The 23,928-nt window shown below is 73.1% G+C and carries 21 protein-coding genes; 7 read left to right on the top strand and 14 right to left on the bottom strand.

What is annotated here, in order from left to right:
• Positions 1–51: 51 nt before the first annotated feature.
• Positions 52–2,631 (top strand): protein translocase subunit SecD, encoded by a 2,580-nt coding sequence (gene secD / locus ACI6QG_RS04635; RefSeq protein WP_407023396.1) that lies wholly within the window; start codon positions 52–54, stop codon positions 2,629–2,631.
• A gap of 52 nt (positions 2,632–2,683) precedes the next feature.
• The gene (locus tag ACI6QG_RS04630; RefSeq protein WP_407023395.1) at positions 2,684–3,763 is read left to right on the top strand and encodes an EAL domain-containing protein; all 1,080 of its coding nucleotides are present in this window, start codon (positions 2,684–2,686) and stop codon (positions 3,761–3,763) included.
• On the opposite strand, the gene ACI6QG_RS04625 is transcribed toward ACI6QG_RS04630, so the two are convergent.
• The 10 genes from ACI6QG_RS04625 to ACI6QG_RS04580 all read right to left on the bottom strand — a co-directional run bounded on the left by ACI6QG_RS04625 (position 3,739) and on the right by ACI6QG_RS04580 (position 14,685).
• On the bottom strand, positions 3,739–4,908 hold the full coding sequence (locus ACI6QG_RS04625) for an iron-containing alcohol dehydrogenase (protein WP_407023394.1): 1,170 nt from the start codon (positions 4,906–4,908) through the stop codon (positions 3,739–3,741). The genes ACI6QG_RS04630 and ACI6QG_RS04625 overlap by 25 nt on opposite strands.
• A 9-nt stretch (positions 4,909–4,917) precedes the next feature.
• A complete protein-coding gene (locus ACI6QG_RS04620; RefSeq protein WP_407023393.1) occupies positions 4,918–5,964 on the bottom strand; it encodes an ABC transporter ATP-binding protein in 1,047 nt (348 codons plus the stop codon).
• On the bottom strand, positions 5,961–6,947 hold the full coding sequence (locus ACI6QG_RS04615) for an ABC transporter ATP-binding protein (protein WP_407023392.1): 987 nt from the start codon (positions 6,945–6,947) through the stop codon (positions 5,961–5,963). The genes ACI6QG_RS04620 and ACI6QG_RS04615 overlap by 4 nt, the downstream gene beginning before the upstream one ends.
• Entirely contained in the window at positions 6,944–8,377 is a 1,434-nt protein-coding gene (locus tag ACI6QG_RS04610; protein ID WP_407023391.1) for an amidohydrolase family protein, read from the bottom strand. Before ACI6QG_RS04610 ends, ACI6QG_RS04615 begins: the two co-directional genes overlap by 4 nt.
• On the bottom strand, positions 8,377–9,975 hold the full coding sequence (locus ACI6QG_RS04605) for an ABC transporter substrate-binding protein (protein WP_407023390.1): 1,599 nt from the start codon (positions 9,973–9,975) through the stop codon (positions 8,377–8,379). Before ACI6QG_RS04605 ends, ACI6QG_RS04610 begins: the two co-directional genes overlap by 1 nt.
• Before the next feature lie 13 nt (positions 9,976–9,988).
• Positions 9,989–10,846, bottom strand: a complete 858-nt coding sequence (locus ACI6QG_RS04600) for an ABC transporter permease (protein ID WP_407023389.1) — start codon at positions 10,844–10,846, stop codon at positions 9,989–9,991.
• Entirely contained in the window at positions 10,843–11,781 is a 939-nt protein-coding gene (locus tag ACI6QG_RS04595; RefSeq protein ID WP_407023388.1) for an ABC transporter permease, read from the bottom strand. The genes ACI6QG_RS04600 and ACI6QG_RS04595 overlap by 4 nt, the downstream gene beginning before the upstream one ends.
• Positions 11,778–13,346: an amidohydrolase gene (locus ACI6QG_RS04590; protein WP_407023387.1), complete on the bottom strand. Its 1,569-nt coding sequence runs from the start codon at positions 13,344–13,346 to the stop codon at positions 11,778–11,780. Before ACI6QG_RS04590 ends, ACI6QG_RS04595 begins: the two co-directional genes overlap by 4 nt.
• Before the next feature lie 138 nt (positions 13,347–13,484).
• Positions 13,485–13,979, bottom strand: a complete 495-nt coding sequence (locus tag ACI6QG_RS04585) for an acyl-CoA thioesterase (RefSeq protein ID WP_407023386.1) — start codon at positions 13,977–13,979, stop codon at positions 13,485–13,487.
• 1 nt (position 13,980) lies between these two features.
• The gene (locus ACI6QG_RS04580) at positions 13,981–14,685 is read right to left on the bottom strand and encodes an RraA family protein (protein WP_407023385.1); all 705 of its coding nucleotides are present in this window, start codon (positions 14,683–14,685) and stop codon (positions 13,981–13,983) included.
• Between the two features lie 117 nt (positions 14,686–14,802).
• On the opposite strand from ACI6QG_RS04580, the gene ACI6QG_RS04575 reads away from it, so the two are divergent.
• From ACI6QG_RS04575 to ACI6QG_RS04565, 3 genes are read left to right on the top strand one after another with little or no spacing between them, the layout of a single operon-like run.
• Positions 14,803–16,200, top strand: coding sequence for a carbohydrate porin (locus ACI6QG_RS04575; RefSeq protein ID WP_407023384.1), 1,398 nt, complete (start codon positions 14,803–14,805; stop codon positions 16,198–16,200).
• Positions 16,154–16,816: a DNA-3-methyladenine glycosylase family protein gene (locus ACI6QG_RS04570; RefSeq protein WP_407023383.1), complete on the top strand. Its 663-nt coding sequence runs from the start codon at positions 16,154–16,156 to the stop codon at positions 16,814–16,816. The genes ACI6QG_RS04575 and ACI6QG_RS04570 overlap by 47 nt, the downstream gene beginning before the upstream one ends.
• Positions 16,817–16,838: 22 nt before the next feature.
• On the top strand, positions 16,839–17,996 hold the full coding sequence (locus ACI6QG_RS04565) for an aminotransferase (protein WP_407023382.1): 1,158 nt from the start codon (positions 16,839–16,841) through the stop codon (positions 17,994–17,996).
• Here ACI6QG_RS04565 and hydA read toward each other — a convergent pair.
• Positions 17,956–19,383 (bottom strand): dihydropyrimidinase, encoded by a 1,428-nt coding sequence (hydA, locus tag ACI6QG_RS04560; RefSeq protein WP_407023381.1) that lies wholly within the window; start codon positions 19,381–19,383, stop codon positions 17,956–17,958. The genes ACI6QG_RS04565 and hydA overlap by 41 nt on opposite strands.
• 84 nt (positions 19,384–19,467) lie before the next feature.
• Here hydA and hemN point away from each other — a divergent pair, with 84 nt between their 5' ends.
• On the top strand, positions 19,468–20,790 hold the full coding sequence (hemN, locus tag ACI6QG_RS04555) for an oxygen-independent coproporphyrinogen III oxidase (protein ID WP_407023380.1): 1,323 nt from the start codon (positions 19,468–19,470) through the stop codon (positions 20,788–20,790).
• Between the two features lie 187 nt (positions 20,791–20,977).
• Here the strand turns inward: hemN and ACI6QG_RS04550 are convergent, their stop codons facing one another.
• From ACI6QG_RS04550 to ACI6QG_RS04540, 3 genes are read right to left on the bottom strand one after another with little or no spacing between them, the layout of a single operon-like run.
• Positions 20,978–21,595, bottom strand: coding sequence for a hypothetical protein (locus ACI6QG_RS04550; protein ID WP_407023379.1), 618 nt, complete (start codon positions 21,593–21,595; stop codon positions 20,978–20,980).
• Positions 21,596–21,600: 5 nt separating this feature from the next.
• Positions 21,601–22,605 carry a Bug family tripartite tricarboxylate transporter substrate binding protein gene (locus ACI6QG_RS04545; RefSeq protein ID WP_407023378.1) on the bottom strand — a complete coding sequence of 335 codons (1,005 nt, stop codon included), beginning with the start codon at positions 22,603–22,605 and terminating at the stop codon, positions 21,601–21,603.
• Entirely contained in the window at positions 22,602–23,039 is a 438-nt protein-coding gene (locus ACI6QG_RS04540) for a type II 3-dehydroquinate dehydratase (protein WP_407023377.1), read from the bottom strand. Before ACI6QG_RS04540 ends, ACI6QG_RS04545 begins: the two co-directional genes overlap by 4 nt.
• Before the next feature lie 146 nt (positions 23,040–23,185).
• Here ACI6QG_RS04540 and ACI6QG_RS04535 point away from each other — a divergent pair, with 146 nt between their 5' ends.
• Complete coding sequence (locus ACI6QG_RS04535; RefSeq protein ID WP_407023376.1) at positions 23,186–23,893, top strand: GntR family transcriptional regulator; 708 nt, start codon at positions 23,186–23,188, stop codon at positions 23,891–23,893.
• Positions 23,894–23,928: the final 35 nt, after the last annotated feature.

Here is a 23,928-nt window from a genome sequence, read left to right as displayed (position 1 = left end):
CCCTCCCCTCGTCATGTTCCGCCCGGTTCCGGAACCCGGGGTGTTGCCTTCATGATGTTCTTCGCGCGGTGGAAGCAGGCCGCGATCCTCCTGGTCTGCCTGGCCGGCCTGCTGGTCAGCTTGCCGAACCTGCTGCCGCGCGCCGCCTTCCCCGACTGGTTCCCCCTGCGCCAGATCTCGCTGGGCCTGGACCTGCGCGGCGGCTCCTACCTGCTGCTGGAGGTGGACACCTCCGTCCTGCTGCGCGAGCGGCTGGAGTCGCTGGTCGAGGGCACCCGCCGCGGCCTGAACCAGGCGCAGCCGCGCATCGGCTACACCGGCCTCGCCGCCAGCCCGGAGGCGCGGCGCATCCAGCTGCGCCTCACCGACCCCGCCCAGCGCGAGGCCGCCACGCGTATCCTGCGCGACCTCGCCAACCCGGTGAACATCGGCGGCGGCGCCCAGGCGCCGGACATCGAGGTGACGGCCACCCCGGACGGCCTGCTGACCGCCACCGTCACCGAGGCCGGGCTGCGCGCCAAGTCCGCCAACGCCGTCGAGCAGTCCATCGAGATCGTCCGCCGCCGCATCGACGAGACCGGCGTGGCTGAGGCGCTGATCGCCCGCCAGGGCGCCAACCGCATCCTGGTGCAGCTTCCCGGCGTCGAGGACCCCGGCCGCATCAAGGACCTGCTGGGCCGCACCGCGCGCATGACCTTCCACCTGCTGGACGAGACGGCGAACCCCGCCAGCCCCACCCCGCCGCCGGGGGTGATGTTCCTGAACGGCGAGCGCCCGGGCGAGCGCTTCGCCGTGCGCCGCCGCGTCGAGGTGGACGGCGCCAACCTGTCCGACGCCCGCGCCAGCCAGGACACGCGCAACGCCGAATGGGTGGTGAACTTCACCTTCGACTCGGTGGGCACGCGCCGCTTCTCCGAGGTGACGCGCCAGAACGTCGGCCGCCCCTTCGCCATCGTGCTGGACGAGAAGGTGATCACCGCCCCGGTGATCCGCGAGCCGATCACCGGCGGGCGCGGGCAGATCAGCGGCAGCTTCACCGTGCGCTCCGCCAACGACCTCGCGGTGCTGCTGCGCGCCGGCGCCCTGCCGGCGCCGCTGACGGTGGTGGAGGAGCGCAGCGTCGGGCCGGAGCTGGGGGCGGACGCCATCCGCGCCGGCATCATCAGCCTCGCGGTCGGCACGCTGTTCGTGTTCCTCTACATGGGGCTGGCCTACGGGCTGTTCGGCTGGTTCGCCAACATCGCGCTGCTGTTCAACATCATCCTGCTGGTGGGCTTCCTGTCCTTGCTGGAGGCCACGCTGACCTTGCCGGGCATCGCCGGCATCGTGCTGACGCTGGGCACGGCGCTGGACGCCAACATCCTGATCAACGAGCGCATCCGCGAGGAGGTCAAGAACGGGCGCTCCCCGATCTCGGCGCTGGAGACGGGATATTCCAAGGCGTCGGGCACCATCCTGGACTCCAACCTCACCAACCTGATCGCCATGGCCTGCCTCTACGGCTTCGGCTCCGGTCCGGTGAAGGGCTTCGCGGTGACGGTGGCCATCGGCACCATCGTGCAGATGTGGACCGCCACCGTGCTGACGCGCCTGATGGTGGTGTGGTGGTACCGCTGGAAGCGCCCGAAGGAGCTGCCGGTGGTCGAGCGCCCGGGCCTCGGCCTGCTCGGCCGGCTGGCGCGGCCGTTGTTCCGCCTGGTGCCGGACGTCACCTCCATCCGCTTCATGCGCGGCGCCGCGGCGGGGCTGCTGGTGTCCGGCGTGCTGTCCACCGCCTCGCTCATCGGGGCCTTCTACCCGGGGCTGGACAAGGGCATCGACTTCAAGGGCGGCATCGTGATGGAGGTGCGCGCGCCCGAGGGCACCTCCATCGCCGCCGTGCGCAACGCCGCCACCGCGGCGGTGGCTGGCGACGTCGGCGTGCAGCAGTTCGGCGAGGCGCACAGCTTCCTGCTGCGCATGCCCGCGCCAGAGCAGGAGGCGCAGACCCAGCAGGTGGTGAACGCCACCCGCGCGGCGCTGGAGCAGGCGGTGCCCGGCATCCGCATCCTGCGCACCGAGGCGGTGGGCAACCGCGTGTCGGACGAGCTGTTCCGCGGCGGGCTGCTGGCGCTCGGCCTCTCGCTGCTGGCCATGCTGATCTACATCTGGGTGCGCTTCGAGTGGCAGTTCGGCGTCGCCGCCATCGCCACCCTGATCCTCGACACCACCAAGACCATCGGCTTCATGGTGCTGTTCAGCATCGAGTTCAACCTGACGACCATCGCCGCCATCCTCACCGTCATCGGCTTTAGCGCCAACGACAAGGTGGTGGTGTTCGACCGCATGCGCGAGAACCTGCGCAAGTTCAAGGCGATGCCCCTGCAGGAGTTGGTGGACCTGTCCATCAACGAGACGCTGAACCGCTCGCTCGGCACCTCGATGACGCTGCTGCTCTCCGCCCTGCCGCTGGCGCTATTCGGCGGCGACACCCTGTCCGGCTTCGCATGGGTGATGGTGTTCGGCATCGTGATCTCCGCCTCCTCCTCCGTCTTCATCGCCGCGCCCATCGTGCTGTTCTCCGGCCGCCGGTCGCTGCGCCGGGGCGAGCCGGAGGCCGCCCGGCACGCCGGCGCGACGGCAGTCCGGTGACGCCTTCGGCAGCGTTGTGGATGCCGGACGCCGCGCGTTAGGCTGAGGCGGCATGGCGCCGAGCGGCATCCCCCAGGGCGAGGCAGGCCCCGCACCGCGCATCGGCGTCGTCGCCCGCGACCCGCTGCTTCCGCTCGTCGTGGCCTGCGCGGCGGGCGGCGCGGCGCCGGTCGTCCTGGCGACGGACGAGGCGCTGCTGGCGGCGGTGCTGCAGCAGCTCACCGGCCTGTCCCACCTGCTGGTCGAGGAAGGGGCGCCCGGCTTCGACCCGGGGCTGCTGGACGCGCTGGCCGAGGCCTCGCCCCAGGCCGTCATCGCCACCCTGCCCCGCGGCGCCGAGCCCACCACCGTGCGCGCCCTGCTCGCCGAGGCCGGCGCCGCCCCGGCCCGGGGCACCGGCACGCTGCGCCCGGGCGGGCTGATGCTGCGCTACCAGCCCATCGTCTCGCTGCGCGACGGCCGGATGACCGGCGTCGAGGCCCTGGCGCGCTGGGCCAGCGACCCGGTGGCGCTGACCCCCATCCATTTCGTGCCGGCCATGGAGCGCATGGGGCTGGGCAAGGCGCTGGCCGGCGCGGTCACGCGCCTCGCCACCCAGGACATGGCGCGCCTGCCCTGGCCGCTGAAGGTCAGCGTCAACCTCTCGGTCGCGGAATTCGAGCGGCGCGACGTCGCCGCCTGGCTGGCCCGCGAGTCGCGCCGCGCCCGCCTCCCCGCCTCCCGCCTGGTGATCGAGCTGACCGAGACCGCGCCGGTGGTGGACCGCGCGCGGCTGGCCCGCGCCCTGCGCCGGCTGCGCGCCGCGGGGCACGAGGTGGTGATGGATGACTTCATCCTGGACGACCCGCGGCGCCGCCTGCTGGGCCTGCCCTTCACCGGGGTGAAGCTGGACCGCTCCATGGTGCGCCGGCTGAACCGCTGCCCACGCGGCCGGGCCCAGGTGCGCGCCATGGTGAAGCGCGGCCTGGTGCTGACGGCGGAGGGCGTGGCCTCGCGCGCCGACATGCAGCTGCTGCGGCACCTGGGCGTGCAGCGGGTGCAGGGCTTCTGGCTGGCACGCCCGCTGCCGGTCCAGGCGTTGATGGCCTGGGCGCGGCGGCGCGTGGCTCAGCCGCGGAAGACGCGGGCGTAGAGGGCGGCGATCTCCGCCTCATCCGGCACGCGCGGGTTGTTGCCCGGGCTGCCGCTGGCCAGGGCCTGCTTCGCCATGGTGGGCACCAGCGCGTTCCAGCGATCCTCGGCGATGCCATGCGCGGCGGGGCTGGGCACTTCCAGCTCCGCGTTCAGGGCGCGCAGCTCCTCCAGCAGCTTGGCGCCCGCCACCTGGTCGGCGTCGCCGGTCGCCGCGCAGCCGATGCAGCGCGCCGCCTCGGCATAGCGCGGCAGGGCGCTGTGCAGCCCGAACTCCGTCACCGCCGGCAGCAGCATGGCGTTGGACAGCCCGTGCGGCACGTGGAAATGCGCGCCGATCGGCCGCGACATGCCATGCACCAGCGCCACCGAAGCGTTGGAGAAGGCCAGCCCGGCGAGGCTGGCGCCCAGCATCATCGCCTCGCGCGCCGCGGCGTCGTCCGGGCGGTGCCAGACGGCGCGCAGGTTGGGGCCGATGAGGCGCATCGCCTCGCGCGCGTACATGTCGCTCACCGGGTTGGCGCGCTTGCTGACGAAGGCCTCCAGCGCGTGGGTCAGGCTGTCGATGCCGGTGTCGGCCGTGGTGCGGCGTGGGACGGTGAAGGTCAGCTCATGGTCCACGATGGCGGCCAGCGGCAGCGCGCCCAGGCCGGCGATCAGCATCTTCTCGTCGGTCTCGGTGTCGGTGATGACGGTGAAGCGCGTCGCCTCGCTGCCGGTGCCGGCGGTGGTTGGCACGCAGATCACCGGCAGCGCCGCCGCATCCGCCGCGTGCGGCACCTTGAAGTCGCGCATCCGCGCGCCCTCCGGCGCGGCGGCGAGGATGGCCATGGCCTTGGCGGTGTCCATCGGGCTGCCGCCGCCGAAGCCCAGCAGCACGTCGTAATCCCCGGCGCGGACGGCCTGCACGCCCGCGGCGATCACCACGTCCGTCGGGTCGGGCACGGTGTCGCTGAACACGGCGGGCGCCAGGCCGGCCGCGCGCAGCGGCGCCAGCAGCTTCTCCACCGTGCCGGAGGAGACCATCCACGGGTCCGTCACCACCAGCGGGCGGGAGAAGCCGAACTGCGCCAGCAGCGCGCCGGCACGGCTGATGCTGCCACCGCCGACCAGCATCTGGCGGGGCGCGACGAGGGACATGACCATGGGCGTTTCCTATCCGGCGCCGGCCTTCGCGTAGAGCGCCAGCCGGCGCTGGGCATTCGGCGCGAGGCCGCCGGAAAAGTCCAGCCCCGCCGGCGGCAGCGCATCGGCGAAGTGGCAGGCCACGCCATCCACCAGCGCCGGCTCCTCCGCCGCGCAGCGCGCCTGCGCGAAGGGGCAGCGGGTGCGGAAGCGGCAGCCCGAGGGCGGGTTGAGCGGGCTGGGCAGGTCGCCCCCCAGCGGCACGATGCGCCCGCGCCGCGAAGGGTCCGGATGCGGGATCGCCGCCAGCAGCGCCCGCGTGTAGGGGTGGCGCGGATTGGCGAAGAGCGCCGCCTTCTCCTGCACCTCGACGATGCGGCCCAGGTACATCACGGCGATGCGGTCGGCGACGTGCTTCACCACCGCCAGGTCATGCGCGATGAACAGGTAGGCCAGCCCCAGCCTTTGCTGCAGGTCGCGCAGCAGGTTCACCACCTGCGCCTGGATGGAGACGTCGAGCGCGCTCACCGGCTCGTCGCACACCACCAGGTCCGGCCCGGCTGCCAGCGCGCGGGCGATGCCGATGCGCTGGCGCTGCCCGCCGCTGAACTCGTGCCCGTAGCGCGCGGCATGGAAGGGCGCGAGGCCGACGAGGCCCAGCAGCTCCTCCACCCGCGCCCGGCGCGAGGCGGCGTCGCCGATGCCGTGCACCTCCAGCGGCTCGCTCAGCGTCTGCGCCACGGTGTAGCGCGGGTTCAGCGAGGCATAGGGATCCTGGAAGACGATCTGCGCCCGGCGGCGGAAGGCCTTGAGAGCGGCGCGGTCCAGCGTGGTGATGTCCACGCCGTCGAAGCGCACGCGCCCGGCGCTGGGCTCGATCAGGCGCAGCGCCAGCCGCGCCGTGGTGGACTTGCCGCAGCCGGATTCGCCCACCAGCGCCAGCGTCTCGCCACGCCGCACGGTGAAGGACACGCCATCCACCGCGCGCACCGTGCCGACGCGCTTCGCCCGGATCAGCCCCTCGGTGACCGGGTAATGCTTGGCGAGGTCCTCCGCCTCCAGCAGCACGTCGCTCATGCGGGGATGCTTTCCTCGACCGGCGCGCGGATGCAGCGCGCGTCGTGCCCCGGCGCGATGGCGCGCAGATCGGGGATGGCGGCGTCGCAGGCCGCGATGGCGAAGGGGCAGCGCGGGGCGAAGCGGCAGCCGGGCGGTAGGGCGAAGGGCGGCGGCACCGCGCCGCGGATGGCCAGCAGCTGGTCGCGCTCCTCATCCAGCCGCGGGATGCTGCCCAGCAGGCCCAGCGTGTAGGGGTGCTGCGGGTCGTCGAACACGGCACGGGCGGCGGCGCGCTCCACCACGCGGCCGGCGTACATCACCGCCACCTCATCCGCCATCTCCGCCACCACGCCGAGGTCGTGGGTGATGAGGATGATGGCCATGCCCGTCTCGGCCTGGAGTTCGCGCAGCAGGTCCAGGATCTGCGCCTGCACCGTCACGTCCAGCGCCGTGGTCGGCTCGTCGGCGATCAGCAGCTTAGGGCTGCCGGCCAGCGCCATGGCGATCATCACCCGCTGGCGCATGCCGCCCGAGAGCTGGTGCGGATACTCGTCGAAGCGTCGCTCGGGGCTGGGGATGCGCACGCGCTTCAGCGCCTCGATGCCGCGGTGGCGCAGTTCGGCGCGCGAAAGGTTGGGCTCATGCGCGCGCAGCCCCTCGGTCACCTGGAAGCCGACGCTGTGCACCGGGTTCAGCGACGTCATCGGCTCCTGGAAGATCATCGCGATGTCGCGCCCGCGCACCGCGCGCATCTGCGCGTTGGACAGCGAGGCAAGGTCCCGCCCCTCCAGCAGCACGCGCCCGGCGGCGATGCGCCCTGGATGCGCCACCAGCCGCATGATGGAGAGCGACAGCACCGACTTGCCGCAGCCGCTCTCGCCCACCACGCCCAGCGTGCGGCCGCGCTCCACCTCCAGCGACACGCCATCCACCGCCGGCACGTCGCCGCTGCTGCTGCGGAAGACGGTCCGCAGGCCCTCGACCTGCAGCAGCGGCGTCACAGCCAAGGGAAGGTCGGCCTGACGATCTGCTCGACCGGCCGATGCGCCCAGTCCTGCTGCGTCGCCCGGCCGACCACGCGCTTCTGCGCCTCGGCCAAGTGGGCCGCGGCCTGGCGGAAATCCATGGTCAGCACCTCGCCATCCTTCACCACCTGGCGGCCATCCACGAAGACGTCCCGCACCGCGCGGTCGCCGGCCGCGTAGATCAGGCTGCGCACCGGGTCATGGCGCGGCTGCATGCGCGGATGGGTGGCGTCCACCAGCACCAGGTCGGCGCGGCAGCCGGGGGCGAGGCGCCCGATATCCTCGCGCCCCAGCGCCCGCGCGCCGCCCACCGTGGCGGCGTCGAAGACGTCGGTGGTGGACATGGTGCGCGGGTTGCCGGCCTGGGTGCGCGCCAGGTAGGCGACGAGGCGCATCTCATCCAGCATGTTGTGCGGGTAGGTGTCGGTTCCCACGCCCATGTTGACTCCGTTCCGCACGTAGCGGCCGAAATCCTTCATGGTGATGCCGCGCCGCGCGAAGACGGTGGGGCAATGCGCGACGGTGGCGCCGGTCTCGGCCAGGATGCCGAGGTCGGCATCGGTGTGCCAGCGCGTGCTCGGGTGGTCGTCCAGGAAGATGCCGTGGCCGATGATCGCCTTCTCGTCCAGCAGCCCCATCTCGTGCAGCCACTGGATGGGGGTGAAGCCCTCGCGCCGGGTGATCTCGTGGAACTCGACCACGCTCTGCGCCGCATGAATCTGCCAGGAGATGCCGCGGGCGCGGGCCTCGGCGCGGGAATCCCGCAGCAGCTCCGGGCTGCAGGTGTCGATCTGCGCCGGGCAGGCCATGCCAAACAGCAAGCCCGAGGAGTGCTGCTCGGCGCGCTGGATGAGGCTGAACGCCTCCTCCATCGCCTTCACGCCGGCGGCTTCGTCCCACTCATACTCGACCACGTGCCCGTTCCTGGTGAACCAGCGCGCCGAGCGGAACATCGGCGCGATGCACACCCGCATCCCGGCCTCGGCCAGCAGGTCCAGCCAGCCGGGATGCGCCATGGAGAGATCGGCCAGCGTGGTGACGCCGGAGAGCAGCAATTCGCTCAGCGCCACGCGCACGCAATCCGGGATGGCCTCCGCATCCGAGCGGAAGATCGGCATGAACTCGTAGAGCGACGAGTTGTAGAGGCCGGGGCTGCCGATCTCGTCCAGCAGCCCCTTGTTCATCGGCTCGCTGGTCGGATGCGAGTGGATGTTGACCAGCCCGGGCATCACCATGGTGCCCGCGCCGTCGATCACCTCGTCGGCCACGCCCTCGAAGCCGCGGCCGACGAAGGTGAGCACCCCGTCCCGCCAGGCCACGTCGGCGCCCGGCATGTAGGCGTGGCGCTTCGCAGAGGCGTCCCAGGCGACGACCAGCTCGGCGTTGCGGATCAGGGTGGTGGGCATCAGCGCACCGTCCGCACGTCGAGCAGCTTGTAGAGGCCCGCGCCATAGAGCCCGTGCGCCCGCACGCCCTGCACGCGGTTGGAACTGAACAGCGTGAGCTGCGTGCGCGCCACCGTCATCCAGGGCGCCTGCTCGGCCAGCTGGCGCTGCACCAGGGCGACGTTGCGCGCGCGCTCGGCGGGGTCGAGGGCGGAACGCCCGGCCTCCAGCCACTGGTCGGTCTGCGGGTTGGCCCAGTTCATGCGGTTGGGCGTCGGCCGGTTGCGGCTGTGCCAGTAGAGGTTCAGCGCGTCCCCGGCCGAGACGTAGGGGTAGGACAGGAAGAAGGCGTCGAATTCCTGCGTCGCCAGCCGGCCCCAGGCCACGGTGGCGTCGAACAGCTGGATGCGCATCTCGATGCCTACCTGCCGCAGCGCCTGCTGGATGATCTCGCCCATGCGCTGGTTGTCCAGCGTGTTGATGGCGTAGGTCAGGAAGGTGGCGCGCTGGCCGTCCTTCACCCGCACGCCGTCAGGCCCCGGCCGCCAGCCGGCCTCCTCCAGCGTGCGGATCGCCGCGGCGCGGTCGAAGCCCGGCACCATGCGGTCGCTCTCGGCGTCGAAGTCGGGCGCGTTGGGGTTCACGATGTTGCGCGCGGGCTCCGCCTGCCCGGCCCAGACGGCGCGCACCAGCGCCGGCCGGTCCACCGCCATGTGGACGGCGCGGCGAATGGCGATGTCGCTCACCACCGGCTTGTCCACCTTGAAGCCCATGAACACGTCCCAGAAGTAGTTGGGCTGGGTGTGGCGCTGCACCGTGGGCACGCGCGACAGCGGCTCCACGAAGGCGGGCGGGATGTACTGCGTGATGTCGGCCTGCCCGGCCTGCAGCGCGGCCACGCGCGCCGCCGCCTCGGGGATGACGCGCCAGGTCACGCGCTCCAGCTGCGCCGGGCCGCGGTTGGTGTAGAACTCCGGCCCCCAGCGGTAATTGGCGTGGCGCGTCAGCACCAGCTCCTGCCGCGGCGTCCAGCTGCCCCAGCAGAAGGGGCCGGTGCCGTTGAAGCCCTGCACGCCGAAATTGTCGCCCAGCCGCTCCACCGTCGCGGGGTCCACGGCGGAGGCGAAGTAGAGCGTGAGCTGGCTCAGCAGCTCGCCGAAGGGGCGGTTCAGCTCGTAGCGCAGGGTGAAGTCGTCGACCGCCGTGATCTCCTTCACGTCGCCGGCGCGCCAGGCCACCGGGGAGGTGATGCGCGGCGTGGTGCGGCCGATCCAGCGGTTGAGGCTGAAGGCCATGTCCTGCGCGCGGAAGGGCTTGCCGTCGCAGAAGGTGACGTCACGCCGCAGGTGGAAGGTGTACACCAGGCCGTCGGGCGAGACCTCCCACCGCTCGGCCAGCAGGGGCTGGATGGTGCGCATGTCCGGCGCCATCGCCACCAGGGTGTCCGACAGCATGGTCATCACCTCGCCGGCGGCCAGCGCGGTGGTGCGCGCGGGGTCGTACCGGTCGGCGTCGATCTCGCGCATGATGACGACCTGGTTGCGCGCGGGGGCCTGGGCTTGCGCCGCACCCGTGATGCCGATGGCCGCCAGCGCGGCGAGCGTTGCACGTCGAAGCATGGTCCCGTCTCCTCTAGATCCGCAAGCGGGGGTCGAGCGCGTCGCGCAGCGCATCCCCCAGCAGGTTGAAGGCCAGCACGATCACGAAGATCCCCAGGGACGGGATCACGCTGATGTGCGGCGCGATGAACAGGAAGTTGCGCCCCTGCGCCGCCATGGCGCCGAGTTCCGCCAGCGGCGGCTGCGCGCCCAGGCCGAGGAAGGACAGCGCCGAGCCCAGCAGGATCACCTGCCCCAGGCGCAGCGTGCTGAACACGAAGATGGCCGAGAGGCAGTTGGGCGCCAGGTGCCGCCAGATCAGTCGCCGGTCGCTCATGCCGATGGCGCGCGCGGCCTCGATGTAGTCCAGCCCCATCACCACCAGCGCCGAGCCGCGGACGATGCGCGCCATCAGCGGCACCGTGGCGATGGACAGCGCGATCACCACGCTCACCTCGCCCGGCCCGAAGATCGCGGCCAGGGCCAGGCCGAACAGGATGGCGGGGAAGCTCAGCAGGATGTCCATCAGCCGCATCAGCAGCCCATCGGCGCGGCGGTAATAGGCGGCGCAGAACCCGACCAGCGCCCCCACCACGCCACCCGCGATGAGCGAGGCGAGGCCCATCAGCAGCGTCACCCGCAGCCCGTAGAGCATGCGCGCCAGGATGTCCCGTCCCTGCCCGTCCGTGCCCAGCCAGTACTCGGCGGAGGGCGGCTGCATGATCGCCAGAAGGTCGGTCTCGTAGGGGTCGCGCGGGGAGAGCCAGGGCGCCAGCAGCGCCGCCAGCAGGATCAGCACCACCAGCCCCAGCGAGACGGCGCCGCCCAGGTCACGCCCCAGCATCCGCAGCACGGAGGGCTTGCGCGGCGCGGCGATGGCGGTCGCGCTCATGCCCGCACCCGCGGGTCGAGCGCGCCGTAGAGCAGGTCCACCACCAGGTTGATGATGATGAAGCCCGCGCTGAGCACGATGATGGTGCCCTGCGCCATCGGGAAGTCGGAGGAAAGGATGGCGCCCACCGCCAGCCGCCCCACCCCTGGCCAGGAGAAGATGGTTTCCGTCACCACCGCCCCGCCCAGCAGGAAGCCGATCTGCAGCCCGATCAGCGTCACCACCGGAATCAGCGCGTTGCGCAGCGCGTGCCGCCGCACCACCGCGCCCTCCGCCAGCCCCTTGGCGCGGGCGGTGCGCACGTGCTCGGCCTGCAGCGCATCTACCACCGCCGTGCGCGTCATCCGCGCGACCGGGCCGACGAAGACGCCGCCCAGCGTGATGGCCGGCAGGATGATGGCCTTCAGCCCGTCCATCGTCCACAACGGCCCGGCCCGCCCGGTGAAGGGCAGCAGCTGCCACTGGAAGCCCACCAGCCAGATCAGCAGCAGCCCCAGGAAGAACACCGGCACCGAGACGCCGGCGACGCTGACCGCCATCACGACGCGGTCAAGGAAGGAGCCGCGGAAATACGCCGCCACCGTGCCCAGCGCGATCCCCAGCGGGATGGACCACACCAGCGCCGCCAGCATCAGCTCCAGCGTCGGCCCGATGGTGTTGCCGAGTTCCTGGCTGACCGGGACGTTGTTGATGATGGACACCCCCAGGTCGCCTTGCAGCAGCCGCCAGACATAGAGGCCGAACTGCTTCCAGATCGGCTCGTCCAGCCCCAGCTCGGCGCGGATCGCGGCCACCACCTCCTGCGTCGCCTGCGGCCCCGCGCGCACCGTGGCGGGGTCGGTCGGAACCACCTGCATCAGCAGGAAGCCGATCAGCAGCACGCCGAACAGCACCGGCACCGCCAGCAGCATGCGCTGGAGGGCATGGCGCATCATGCCGGCAGCTCCCCATGGCGGTCATGGATGACCGCGCCGCCGCGCAGCGTCAGGTCGCAACGCGTGCCCAGGATGTCGGCGCCCTCCGCCAGCAGGTCGGTGTCCAGCACCGCCAGATCGGCGTCCATGCCGGGTTCCAGCGTGCCGCGCGTCGATTCGGCGAAGGTGGTGTAGGCGCCGCACCAGCCGTAGCAATGCAGGGCCTCGGCCATCGTCAGCCGCTCCTCCGCGCCCATCACGCGGCCTTCGGCGGTTTCGCGCGTCACCATCGCGTGCAGGTTGGCGAAGGGGTCCACGCTGCACACCGGGCTGTCGGTGCTGGCCGAGGGATGATGCCCTTCCGCCAGCCAGGTCTTCATCGGGTAGGCGCGCAGCGCGCGCTGCGGCCCCAGCACGCGCAAGTAGGTCTCGCCGAACTCGCGCATGAAGGAGGGCTGCGGCACGGGCAGGATGCCCCGCGCCTTCATCCGGTGCCGCTGGCCTTCCGTCAGGAAGCCGCAGTGCTCGATGCGGTGGCGGCGTTCCGGCGCGGCGCCGGCGGCCTCCATGCCGGCCAGCACCTGCTCGATGGCGGCATCGCCGATGGCGTGGATGTCCAGCTGCCAGCCCTGCGCGTGGAACTTCGCCAGCAGGGCATGGATGGTGTCGGTGGGGAAGGTGAAGACGCCACGCGTCTCGGCCACCTCGTACGGGTCGAAGAAGGCCGCGGTCAGCCCCCCGGCGCTGCCATCGGCGAAGACCTTCACCGCGCCCCAGCGCAGCATCGCCTGCAGGTCGTCGCGCGGCGTCCAGGGGCGCATCCCGGCCTCCCATGCGGCGTCGGCGATGCCCTCCGGGTTGCCGGCCAGCACCAGCCACATGCGCTGGCGCGGGCTGGCGGCGCGGTAGGCCGCCACCTCCTCCATGTCAGCCGTCATGCCCACGTTCATGTCGGTGGCCGAGGCGAAGCCGAGCGCGGCCAGGTGGTCGCCCGCCGCCTCGATGGCCTCCACCATCGCGGCCTGGGTGGGGGGCGGCATCGCCTCCTTCACCAGGCGCATCGCGCGTTCCTGGATCAGCCCGGTCAGCCGGCCCGCGGCGCGTTCGATCACGCCGCCCTCGGGGTCCGGCGTGTTGTGGCCGATGCCCGCGAGGCGCAGCGCGGCGGTGTTGGCCACGCCCATGTGCCCGCAGGTGCGGGTGATGAACACCGGGTGGTCGGGCACCGCGGCGTCCAGCTCCGCCACGTCCGGGTGGCGCCCCACGTCCAGCGCCGTGTGGTCGTAGCCCCCGCCCAGCACCCATTGCCCCTTGGGGGTGGTGGCGGCGGCGGCCTTCAGGCGGTTCAGCGCCTCGTCCAGGCTGCGCACCTCCTCGGCCCGCAGCTTCACCTGGCGCAGCCCCAGGCCGAACAGCAGCAGGTGCATGTGCGCCTCGTTGAAGGCGGGGATGGCGAGGCGGCCGTCCAGCTCGACGATGCGGGTGCCGGGGCCGACCGCTTCCAGCGCGGCGTCGCCGAGGGCCAGCACCTTGCCGCCGGCGACGGCCAGCGCATCCGTCACGCCACCATGCAGGCCGCGGAACACCTTGCCATTCCTGAAGACGATCTCCGCCCGCACGCCCTGCCCCAATCCCGTGACATGTGAAGGTTCATGCCAGGGCGCGGCATCGTCAACCGCCTGTTTCAACGCCGTCACGCGGCGCCGCGCGCCGCTGCCGCGCAATCAGGCACGCCGCCCCAGCATGAGGCGCTTGGCGGGGGCGCCCGTCGCCACCTCCTCCAGCCGGGCGCGCACCGCCTCCGGCCAAGTGGTGACGCGGCGCGCCGCCAGGTCCACGCAGAGGTAGAGCACCTCATGCGCCGAGCTGGTCCAGCCTTCCTCCCAGTGGAACATGCGGTGGCGCACCAGCAGGCGCTTGGCGTCGCAGCCCAGCACCTCGCTTTCGGCGCCGATGGGCATGCCCTCGGTCATCTCGCGCTGGTAGTCCAGCCAGGCCTCGGCCGCGAAGGTGCCCAGGCCGGCCTCGCGCAGCGCGGTGCCCAGGCGCAGGTGCGGCCAGAGGCGGTCGGTCTGCGCGTCGAAGGCCACCAGGTAGAAGCCCATGTTCATGTGGCGGTAGCCGTCCACCCATTCGGGCCTCACCGCGCCCAGCGGCGCCGGCCAGCGGAAGACGCCGCCTCCCAGCGCCGGCGGCGCGCCATCCTCGACGAAGGGCATGTCAGTGGATGTCTTCGCTCCGCTGCAGCGCCTCGCGCAGCTTGCCGATGTCGAAGTCGTCGCGCCGCGCCATCTCCAGGATGACGGCCTCCTTGCGGGTCAGCAGCTCGATTGCCGCCGGGATGGCCTTCACCGCGTCGGCCGGGATGGTCACAGCGCCGTGGCGGTCGGCGTGCACCACCTCGTCATGCTGCACCGCCATGCCGTGCACGGTCACCGGGCGCCCCCAGTCCACCACGTGAACGAAGGCGTGCGAGGGGTTCACCACGCCCAGCAGCTGGAATTCCGGCGCGATCATGTCGAGGTCGCGGAAGGAGCCGTTCGTCACGCAGCCCAGCGCCTTCAGCCCCTTGTGGACGGTGGTGTTCACCTCGCCCCAGAAGGCGCCGGTGCCGGGAACGTCGTCCAGGTCCTGCAGCACCACCACCGTCGGCAGGTCGGCGTTGGCGACGTACTCGTACCAGCCGATGCGCGCCGCGCGGTCCAGGTCCCTGGTGCGGCCGGAGGGGTGGGCGGCGCGGATGGTGCCGACGCGCGCCGGCCCGCAGATCGGCTTCATCGAAGGATAGGCGCAGTCGAACCGGCGCACGGTGAAGCCGTGGGAGCGGCGGGCCGGCACCACCACCTCCAGCGCGTTGCAGATGGTGGGGGTGTCCCACTCGCACAGCGCGTCGAGGTCGGCCTGGGTGTAGGGGCGCGTCGTCATGCGTTCGTCTCCTCCGGTGGGGCGCATCGAAGCCTGCGCCGCGCCGCCCGTCCAGCCGCGCGCGTGACATTTCCGCGAGGCCGTTGCGCCGGCCTACCGCTGCCGCTAGGGATTCCCATGCGTCCGCCCCGCTTCGCCAACATCCGCAGATCTCTTCAACTGTCGCTGCTGCTGCTGGCCCCGGCCGGCGCCGCGGCGCAGGGCTTCGGCAGCGCCGCCGCCCCCAATGTCGGCCCGCCCGAGGCCGCGCTGTTCCCGAGCTTGGCGCAGCGGCAGGACCGGCTGGAGGAGCAGGGCTGGCTGGTGCGCGGCCAGGCCACCTTCATCCTCCAGGGCCATCCGCGCTTCCGCTCGCCCTATCGCGGCGAGGGCTCGCTGGTGCCGGCCGCCAACGCCCGCAACACCTTCAGCGCCGACCTGGTGCTGGGCCGGCGGCTGTGGGAGGGCGCGGAGTTCATCCTCAACCCGCAGGTGACGCGCGGCTTCGGCCTGTCCAACAGCACCGGCGTCGCCGCCTTCCCCAACAACGAGGCGTTCCGGCTCGGCACCACCGACCCCTACGTGGCGGTGCCGCGCATCATGCTGCGCCAGACGGTCGCCCTGGGCGGCGGCACGGTGCCGAACGAGGATGACCCGCTGCGCTTCAACAGCCCGCTGCCGGCACGCCGCCTGACCATCACCATCGGCAAGATGAGCGTATGGGACATCTTCGACGACAACCGCTACGCCCATGACGCGCGCACGCAGTTCATGAACTGGGCGCTGGTCGGCGCCGGCGCCTTCGACTACGCCGCCGACGCGCGCGGCTGGACCCCCGGCGCGGCGGTGGAATACGACGACGGCCGCTGGGGCCTGCGCGCCGGCGTCTTCCAGGTGCCGCGCCGCGTCAACGGCCTGTTCATGGACCCCTCCCTCACCCGGGCCTGGAGCGCGATGCTGCAAGGCGACCGCTTCTGGACGCTCCATGGCCGCCCCGGCGCCGTCCGCCTGCTGGGCGGCCTGTCCAGCGCGCGGATGAGCCAGTGGGGCGAGATCTCGCGCAACGGCTTCGACAGCTTCGAGCAGAACCCGTCCGGCTACCGGCGCAAGCTGATGGCCGCGCTGAACGCCGAGCAGGAGGTGGCGGAGGGCATCGGCGTCTTCGCCCGCCTGTCCTGGAATGACGGCCGAACCCAGAACTGGAGCTTCACCGAGATGGACCGCGCCATCTCCGGCGGCGTCAGCGTCAACGGCGCGCGCTGGAACCGCCCGCGCGACACGCTGGGCCTGGGCGGCAACATCGGCTGGGCCAGCGAGGGGCGGCGGCGCTACCTGGAGGCCGGCGGCATCGGCTTCATCACCGGCGACGGGCGGCTGAACGCCGGCCCGGAATACGCAGTCGAAACCTACTACCTGTGGCACGCCGCCGCCGGGCTGGACGTGACGGGCAACTACCAGCTGGTTGCCAACCCGGCCTACAACCGCGACCGTGGACCCGTGCACCTCTTCGCTCTGCGCCTGCGCGCCGCCTTCTGACTGGTTCGCCCCGGCCTGGGCGGCGCTGCGCGAAGCCGAGCCCGCCTTCGCGCGGGTGGCGGGGCCCTTGCCCTACGTGGCGCGTGCGCCCGGCTTCCCGGGGCTGTTGAAGACCATCTGCGGGCAGCACGTCTCGCACGCCGCGGCGCAGGCGGTGTGGGCGCGGCTCTCCGCCATTCCCGGCGCGCTGGAGCCCGCGCAGCTGGTGCTGCTTGATGACGACGCGCTCTGCGGCCTGGGCGGGCTGACGCGCGCCCGCGCTGCCACGGTGCGCGCCGCCGCCCGGGCCGTGATGGACGGCACGCTGGATTTCGCACGGCTGGCGCGGCTGGACGACGCCGCGGCGACCGCGATGCTGGTGGCGGTGAAGGGCATCGGCCCCTGGACGGCCGAGGTCCACCTCGTCCTGTCCGAAGGGCGGCCGGACGTCTTCCCGGCCGGCGACGTCGCGCTGGCCGCGGGTGCGGCACACCTGCTGGGGCTGCCGGCGCGCCCCGACCCCCGCGCGCTGCGCCGGATGGCCCAAGCCTGGTCGCCCTGGCGTTCCGTCGCCGCGCGCGCCCTGTGGCACCACTGGCTGCACGTGACCGGCCGCCCGCCCTGGACGCAGGACTGACGCGGCGCGACAGTCCCATCCCATGTTCGCCCGCACCATCCTCGCCACCGCCGAGCCGCCGATTCCCGCCGCCCGCGCCTGGGCCGCGCGCTATGACGGGCGGTGCGGCCCGGCGCTGGACCTCACCCAGGCGGTGCCCGGCTACCCGCCACACCCGGAGATGCTGGCCCGCCTCGGCGCCGCCGCCGCCGACCCCGCCTGCGCCGGCTACGGCCCCATCACCGGCGACATGGCGCTGCGCGAGGCGGTGGCCGAGGAAACCCGGCGCCTCTACGGCGGCACGGCGACGGCCGCCCATGTCGCCATCACCGCCGGCGCCAACCTGGCCTTCGCCATGGCCATGGCGGTGCTCGCCGCGCCGGGCGACGAGGTGGTGCTACCCACCCCCTGGTACTTCAACCACGAGATGGCGCTGCGCATGGCCGGCGTCACGCCCGTGCCGCTGCCCTGCGACCCCGCCGCCGGCTTCGTGCCGCGCGTGGAGGACGCGCCCATCACCCCGCGCACGCGGGCCATCGTGCTGGTCACGCCCAACAACCCCACCGGCGCCACCTACCCGCCCGCCACCATCGCCGCCTTCGCCGCGCTGTGCGACCGCCACGGCATCGCCCTGGTGCTGGACGAGACCTACCGCGACTTCCTCGACACCCGCCCGCACGCGCTGTTCAGCGAGGGGCGGCGCTTCGTGCAGCTCTATTCCTTCTCCAAGGCCTACTGCATCCCTGGCCACCGGCTGGGCGCCATCCTGGCCGACGCGGCGTTCCAGGCGCAGCTCGCCAAGGCGCTGGACACCTGGCAGATCTGCCCGGCCCGCCCCGGCCAGGCGGCGCTGGCCTGGGCCATCCCGGCCCTGCGCGACTGGCGCGCCGGCAACCGCGCCGTCATGGCCGGCCGCGCCGCCGCCGCGCGCGCCGCCCTGGCCGGCTTCCAGATGGAGGCGCTGGGCGCCTACTTCGCCTACCTGCGCCTGCCCGAGGGCGCGCCCGATGCCCTGGCCGCCGCCGAGTTCCTGGCGGCGGAGCACGGGCTGATGACGCTGCCCGGCCCCTTCTTCGGCCCCGGCCAGCAGCGCCACCTGCGCCTGGCCTTCGCCAACGCCGAGGCCGCGCGCCTGGCCGAGTTGCCGGCGCGGCTGGCCTTCACGCCAGCCACGGCTCCAGCCCGCCCCGCGGCCGGATGAGGTCGTAGGGTCCGCGCGGCAGCCATTCGCCGGAGCCCGGCGCGGCCGCCACCACGTCGCCTTCCATCACCACCTCGCCGCGGCGCAGCACCATGACCGGCCAGCCGGTGACGGCGCGCCCCTCATAGGGGGTGTAGTCGATGGCGTGCTGGGCGGCGGCGTTGGACAGCACGCGCTCCGCCTTCGGGTCCCACAGCACGCAATCGGCGTCGGCGCCGATGTGCAGGCTGCCCTTGCGCGGCCACAGACCCATCATGCGCGCCGGGTTGGCGGCGACCAGCCGCACGAAGTGCTCGGGCGTGATGCGCCCGGCCGCCACGCCCTCGCTGAACAGCAGCGGCAGGCGGGCCTGCAGGCCGGGAATGCCGTTGGGCACCTGGTCGAAGGGCGCGTCCCGCCCGCCCGGGCGCTTGCCACGCGTGCCGCCGAAGCTGAAGCCGCAATGGTCGCTGCTGACCACGTCCAGCACGCCGCGGCGGATCATCGCCCACAGGCGCTCTTGCTCCGCCGCCGCGCGCGGCGCCGGCGAGCACATGAACTTCGCGCCCTCCCCGCCCGGCCGCGCCATGTCATCGGCCGTCAGCACCAGGTATTGCGGGCAGGTCTCGCCCCACACCTGCACGCCGCGCGCCTGGGCGCGGGCGATCTCCTCCGCCGCCTCGGCGCAGGAGACGTGGAACACCTGCAGCGGCTGGTCCAGCATCTCGGCCAGGGCGATGGCGCGGTGGGTGGCCTCGCGCTCCACCACGGGCGGGCGCGCCAGGGCGTGCGCGAAGGGCGCCTCCAGCCCGGCCGCCTTCAGCGCGGCGATGCGGTGGGCGATGGCGTGGTGGTTCTCGCAATGCACCGTCACCAGGCAGCCCAGGCGGCGCGCCGCGGCCAGCACCTTCAGGAAGGCGCCGTCATCCAGCACCAGCGGGTCATAGGTCAGGAAGGCCTTGAGGCTGCGCACGCCCTGTTCCACCAGGGCGGGCAGCTCGCGCTCCAGCACCTCCGGCACCGGGTCGGTGACGATCTGGTGGAAGGCCACGTCCACCATGGCGCGGGCAGCGCGGCGCTTCTGCTCGCGGAAGCGCTCCAGCACGCCGCCGCCCTTCCACTGCGGCACGAAGCACACGACGCTGGTGGTGCCGCCGGCCAGGGCGGAGCGCGAGGCGCTCTCGAACCCCTCCTCCATCACGGTGCCGTCGGGCGCCGGCTCCTCGATGTGGCAATGCGGGTCCACCCCGCCGGGCATCAGCCACAGCCCGTCCGCCTCGACCACCCGGCGCGCCTCCGGCAGCCGCGCCGCGATGGCCGCCACCACCCCGCCCTGGATGCCGAGGTCGGCGCGCTGCATCCCCTCCGCCGTCACCAGCGTCGCGCCGCGGATCGCCACGTCCAGCATCGTCCATGCCCCCTTTGCCGCGGCGATGCTCCGGCTTGATCCACCGCAAGGCAAGCGGGCGCGGGAAGGCGCATGCAGCCCGGCATGGACCTCGCCGCCTACGCAACGGCCAACCTGCCGCGCTACACGTCATACCCGACGGCGCCGCACTTCGTGCCGCTCTCGCCCGACGCGCACGCGGCCGGTCTGGCGCGCATCCGCGCCGAGGACCCGGTCTCGCTCTACCTGCACGTGCCCTTCTGCCACGCGCTGTGCTGGTATTGCGGCTGCCACACCACCGTCACCCGCTCCGACGCGCGCATCGAGCGCTACGCCCTGGCCCTGCTGGCCGAGGCGCGGCTGCTGCACGCCGCGCTGCCGGCGCATGGCCCGGTGACGCACCTGGCGCTGGGCGGCGGCACGCCCTCGGCGCTGGGGGCGAAGCGCCTCGCCGGGGTGGTGCGCCACCTGCGGCGCCTGTTCCCCTTCGCCCCCGATGCCGAGCTGTCGGTGGAGCTGGACCCGCGCACCCTGACGCAGGATGTGGTGGACGCGCTGGCCGGCGCCGGCTTCACCCGCGCCTCGCTCGGCCTGCAGGACGCCAACCCGGAGGTCCAGGCCAAGATCGGCCGCATCCAGCCGGTGGAGCAGGTGGACGAGGCGATGCGCCGCCTGCGGGCCGCCGGCATCGCGCGCATCAACCTGGACATGATGTACGGCCTGCCCACGCAGACGGTCGCCCATGTGGAGGCCACCGCGCGCACGGCGGCCGCGCTGGGGGCGGACCGCGTGGCCGCCTTCGGCTACGCCCACGTGCCCTGGATGAAGCCGGCGCAGTCCGCCATCCGCGGCGAGGAGCTGCCGGGCGCGGCGGCGCGCATGGATCAGGCCGCCGCCGCCCATGGCACGCTCGCGGCGAACGGCTTCCTTGCCATCGGTCTGGACCACTTCGCCCGGCCGGACGACCCCATGGCGCTGGCTGCCGCCGCCGGCACGCTGCGCCGCAACTTCCAGGGCTACACCACCGACCGAGCGGAGGTGCTGCTCGGCCTGGGCTGCTCCGCCATCGGCGAGACGCCGCGCGGCTACGCCCAGAACATCGCCGACGAGCGCGGCTGGGTGGCCGCCGTGGAGGCCGGGCTGCTGCCGGTAGCGCGCGGCCTGGAGCTGACGGAGGAGGACCGCATCCGCCGCCGCGCCATCGAGCGCGTGATGTGCGACCTCCGCCTCGACCTGGCGCCCCTGCCGCTGTGCATCCGCGCCCAGGCCACGCCTGGCCTGCGCGCGCTGGCACGGGACGGGCTGGTGGCGCTGGAAGGCGACGTGGTGCGGGTGGGCGAGCCGGGACGCCGCTTCCTGCGCCACGTCGCCGCCTGCTTCGACGGCAAGCTGGGCACCGGCAGCGGGCGGCATTCCGCCGCGGTGTGAGGTGGGCCTCAGGCCCCCAGGCCCCCCCGCGCCGGCCGGTGGCCACGCAGGGGGCGTCGCGGAGGGATGGCGGCATCGGCCGCCCGACCAGGCCAGGTTCCCCTCGACCAAGCTGCCGGACGCGTCCACGTTCACGCAGGCATCGCCGGTGACCCGCGTGGCGGGTCGGTGAATCCGTCGGGCGGCGTCAGGCGCGCATGGCGAAGACCGTCGCGTGGGCGGTGCCCTCGCCGGTGGCGCCCAGGGCGCGGAGGGCCTCGCCGTGGCGGGCTGCGGCCTGGCGCAGCGCCGCCGCGTCGGTGCCCTCCAGCAGCAGCAGCGCCGTGAAGGGCGCGTCGCCGCCGCGCAGCGCCTTCTCGGTGGTCGGCAGGCCGGAGCCCGCCCGGTCCACCACCATCAGCCGCAGGGCGCAGACGCGGTCCTCCTCCAGCAAGGCGTCCGGCAGCGCGGCGGCGGGCGCCGCATCCAGGCGCCAGGCCAGCACGCAGCCGCCCTGCCCGGCCCCCAGCGCCGCGACCACCGGCCCGCCGCCGCGCGCGAAGCCGCGCAGCATCGGCATGATGCGGCGGGACCACGGCGTCGGCGCATCCAGCCGCGCCAGGTAGGCCGGGCTGGACAGCACCGCGGCGTCCGCCAGTTCGTAGAGGATGAGGGTGCGGCCGGGGGCGGAGCGCAGCACCCGCACCGCCAGGAAGCCGGGCACGCCCAGGCGTTCGGCCGTGTGCTCGCGCAGCAGCCAGTGCAGGTGCTCGGTCTCGGCCTCCGGCAGCACATCGCCCCAGATGGCCAGCAGGGCGCCGGCCATCGCCGCTATTCCATGCGGATGTTGCGGCGGCGGATCAGGTCGCCCCAGCGGCGCGCCTCCTCGGCGATGAAGGCGGGGAAGGCTTCGGCCGTGCCGGCATGGATGTCGATGGAGGCGGCGTCGAGCCGCGCCTTCACCTCCGGCATCGCCAGCACCGTGGGCGCGCCTTCCGAGAGGGTGCGCACGATGGCGGGCGGCGTGCCGGCCGGGGCGAAGAAGCCGAAGTCGTTGGTGGCGCGGTAGCCGGCCAGCCCGGATTCCGCCAGCGTCGGCACGTTGGGCATCTGCGGCGAGCGCGCCGCGCTGGTGACGGCCAGCGCCCGCAGGTCGCCCGACTGGATGTGCGGGATGGCGGTGACGGTGTCGATGAAGGCCATCTGCGTCTCGCGCCCCAGCAGCGCCTGGGTCTGCAGCCCGCCGGAACGGTAGGCGACGTGCAGCATCTCGATGCCGGCCATGTCGAGGAACAGCTCCGGCGCCAGCATGCTGATGGTGCCCGGCCCGGCCGAGGCGTAGGAGAGGCGCCCCGGCTGCGCCTTCGCGGCGGCGACGAGGTCGGCCACCGTCGCCATGCCGCTGTCGGCGCGCACGCAGACGAACATGGCATTGCCGGCCAGCAGGCTCAGCGGGGCGAAGCCGCGCTCGCTGTCATATGGCAGGCGTTCCATCAGGAAGGGCGCCAGGGCGAAGGTGCCGGTGGGCGAGACGCCGAGCGTGTAGCCATCCGGCCGGGCGCGGGCCACCGCGCCGTGCCCCACCGTTCCGCCGGCCCCGGCGCGGTTCTCCACCACGAAGTTGCCGCCCAGCAGCGGCGACAGGTGCTGCGCCAGCAGCCGCGCCATGAAGTCGGTCGAGCCGCCGGGGGCGAAGGGCACGATGACAGTGACCGCGCGCGACGGGTAGCGCTCCTGCGCCGTCGCCGCCGCGCCGGGCAGCGTGGCGAGGCCGGCCAGCAGGGCGCGGCGGCCGGTGGGGAAGGGGTGCATGGTGGCGTCTCCTCGTTGGGTCATGGCGCGGCCATCTCGCGCAGGGCCTGCACCGCCGTGGCGTAGCCGCGCGCCCCCAGCCCCGCGATCACCGCGGTGGCGACGGTGGAGACGAGCGAGCGGTGATAGATCGCCTCGCGCCGGTGGATGTTGGTGATGTGCAGCTCGATCACCGGGCGGCCGAACATCTTCAGCGCGTCCAGCACGGGGATGGAGGTGAAGGTGAGGCCGGCGGGGTTGATGACCAGGCCGAGCGCCTCGGCATCCGTCGCCTCGTGGATCCATTCGACCAGCTGGCCCTCCCAGTTGGTCTGGCGGAACACCAGCGGATGCGGCCCGGCGGCCTCGCGGCACATCGCCTCCACGTCGGCCAGGGTGGCGTGGCCGTAGATCTCGGGCTCCCGCTGGCCGAGGCGGTTCAGGTTCGGCCCGTTCAGCACTTGGATCGCCCGGTTCACCCTACCCTCCCGTCATCTTGCGCCGACGGTAAGCACAGGCGCCAAACAGATCAACCGTGTTTTCTTTAATCATCGGATGATTTCGGGTTTGTCTTTCTTTACCTGCGTCCCTCCCCGCGTCACCATCGGCGCGAAAGGAACCTGCCTTGCGCAAGGACGTCTTAGCCCTCCCGGAAGAACCCAGCCCCGGCGAGCTGGCCTATCGCCGCATCCGCGCCGACATCCTGTTTGGCCGCCTGCCCCCTGGCCGGAAGCTCGGCCTGGACCGCATGCGCGAGACCTACGGCGTCGGCATCGGCACGCTCCGGGAGCTGCTGAGCCGCCTGGCCTCGGAGAACCTGATCCTCGCGGAAGGCGCGCGCGGCTTCGAGGTCGCGCCCGTGTCGGAGGAGGAGTTCCGCGAGGTCACCGCCCTGCGCCTGCTGCTGGAGACGCACGCCATGGAGCGCGCCTTCGCCGCCGGCGGCCTGGACTGGGAGGCCGGCGTGGTCGCCGCCCACCACAAGCTCGCCAGCACCGAGCGCACCCTGCTGCAGGGCGGCACCGCCGACCCCGAAACCTGGAAGCGCTACGACTGGGAGTTCCATCGCGCGCTGATCGCCGCCTGCGGCTCCACCGTGCTGCTGCAGGCGCATGCGGCGATCTATGACCGCTACCTGCGCTACCAGATGGTCGCCGTGGTGTTCCGCGGCGAGGCCGCCGCCGCCGAGCACCGCCGCCTGCTGGACGCCGCCCTGGCCCGCGCCGCCGCCACCGCCAAGGCCGCGTTGCGCGAGCACCTGGAATCCTGCGTGGCCCATGTCGTCGCCTCCGGGGCGCTGCGCCCCTTCGCCCCGGCCCGCCGCGCCTCCTGAGGCCCCTTGCGGCGCGGCGCGGCGCCTGGACATCA

The sequence above is a fragment of the Sabulicella flocculans genome (genome assembly GCF_045449635.1).
GTDB lineage: Bacteria > Pseudomonadota > Alphaproteobacteria > Acetobacterales > Acetobacteraceae > Roseococcus.
The sequence above is the reverse complement of the archived record's forward strand: the minus strand, read 5'-3'. Positions and strand labels throughout refer to the sequence as shown.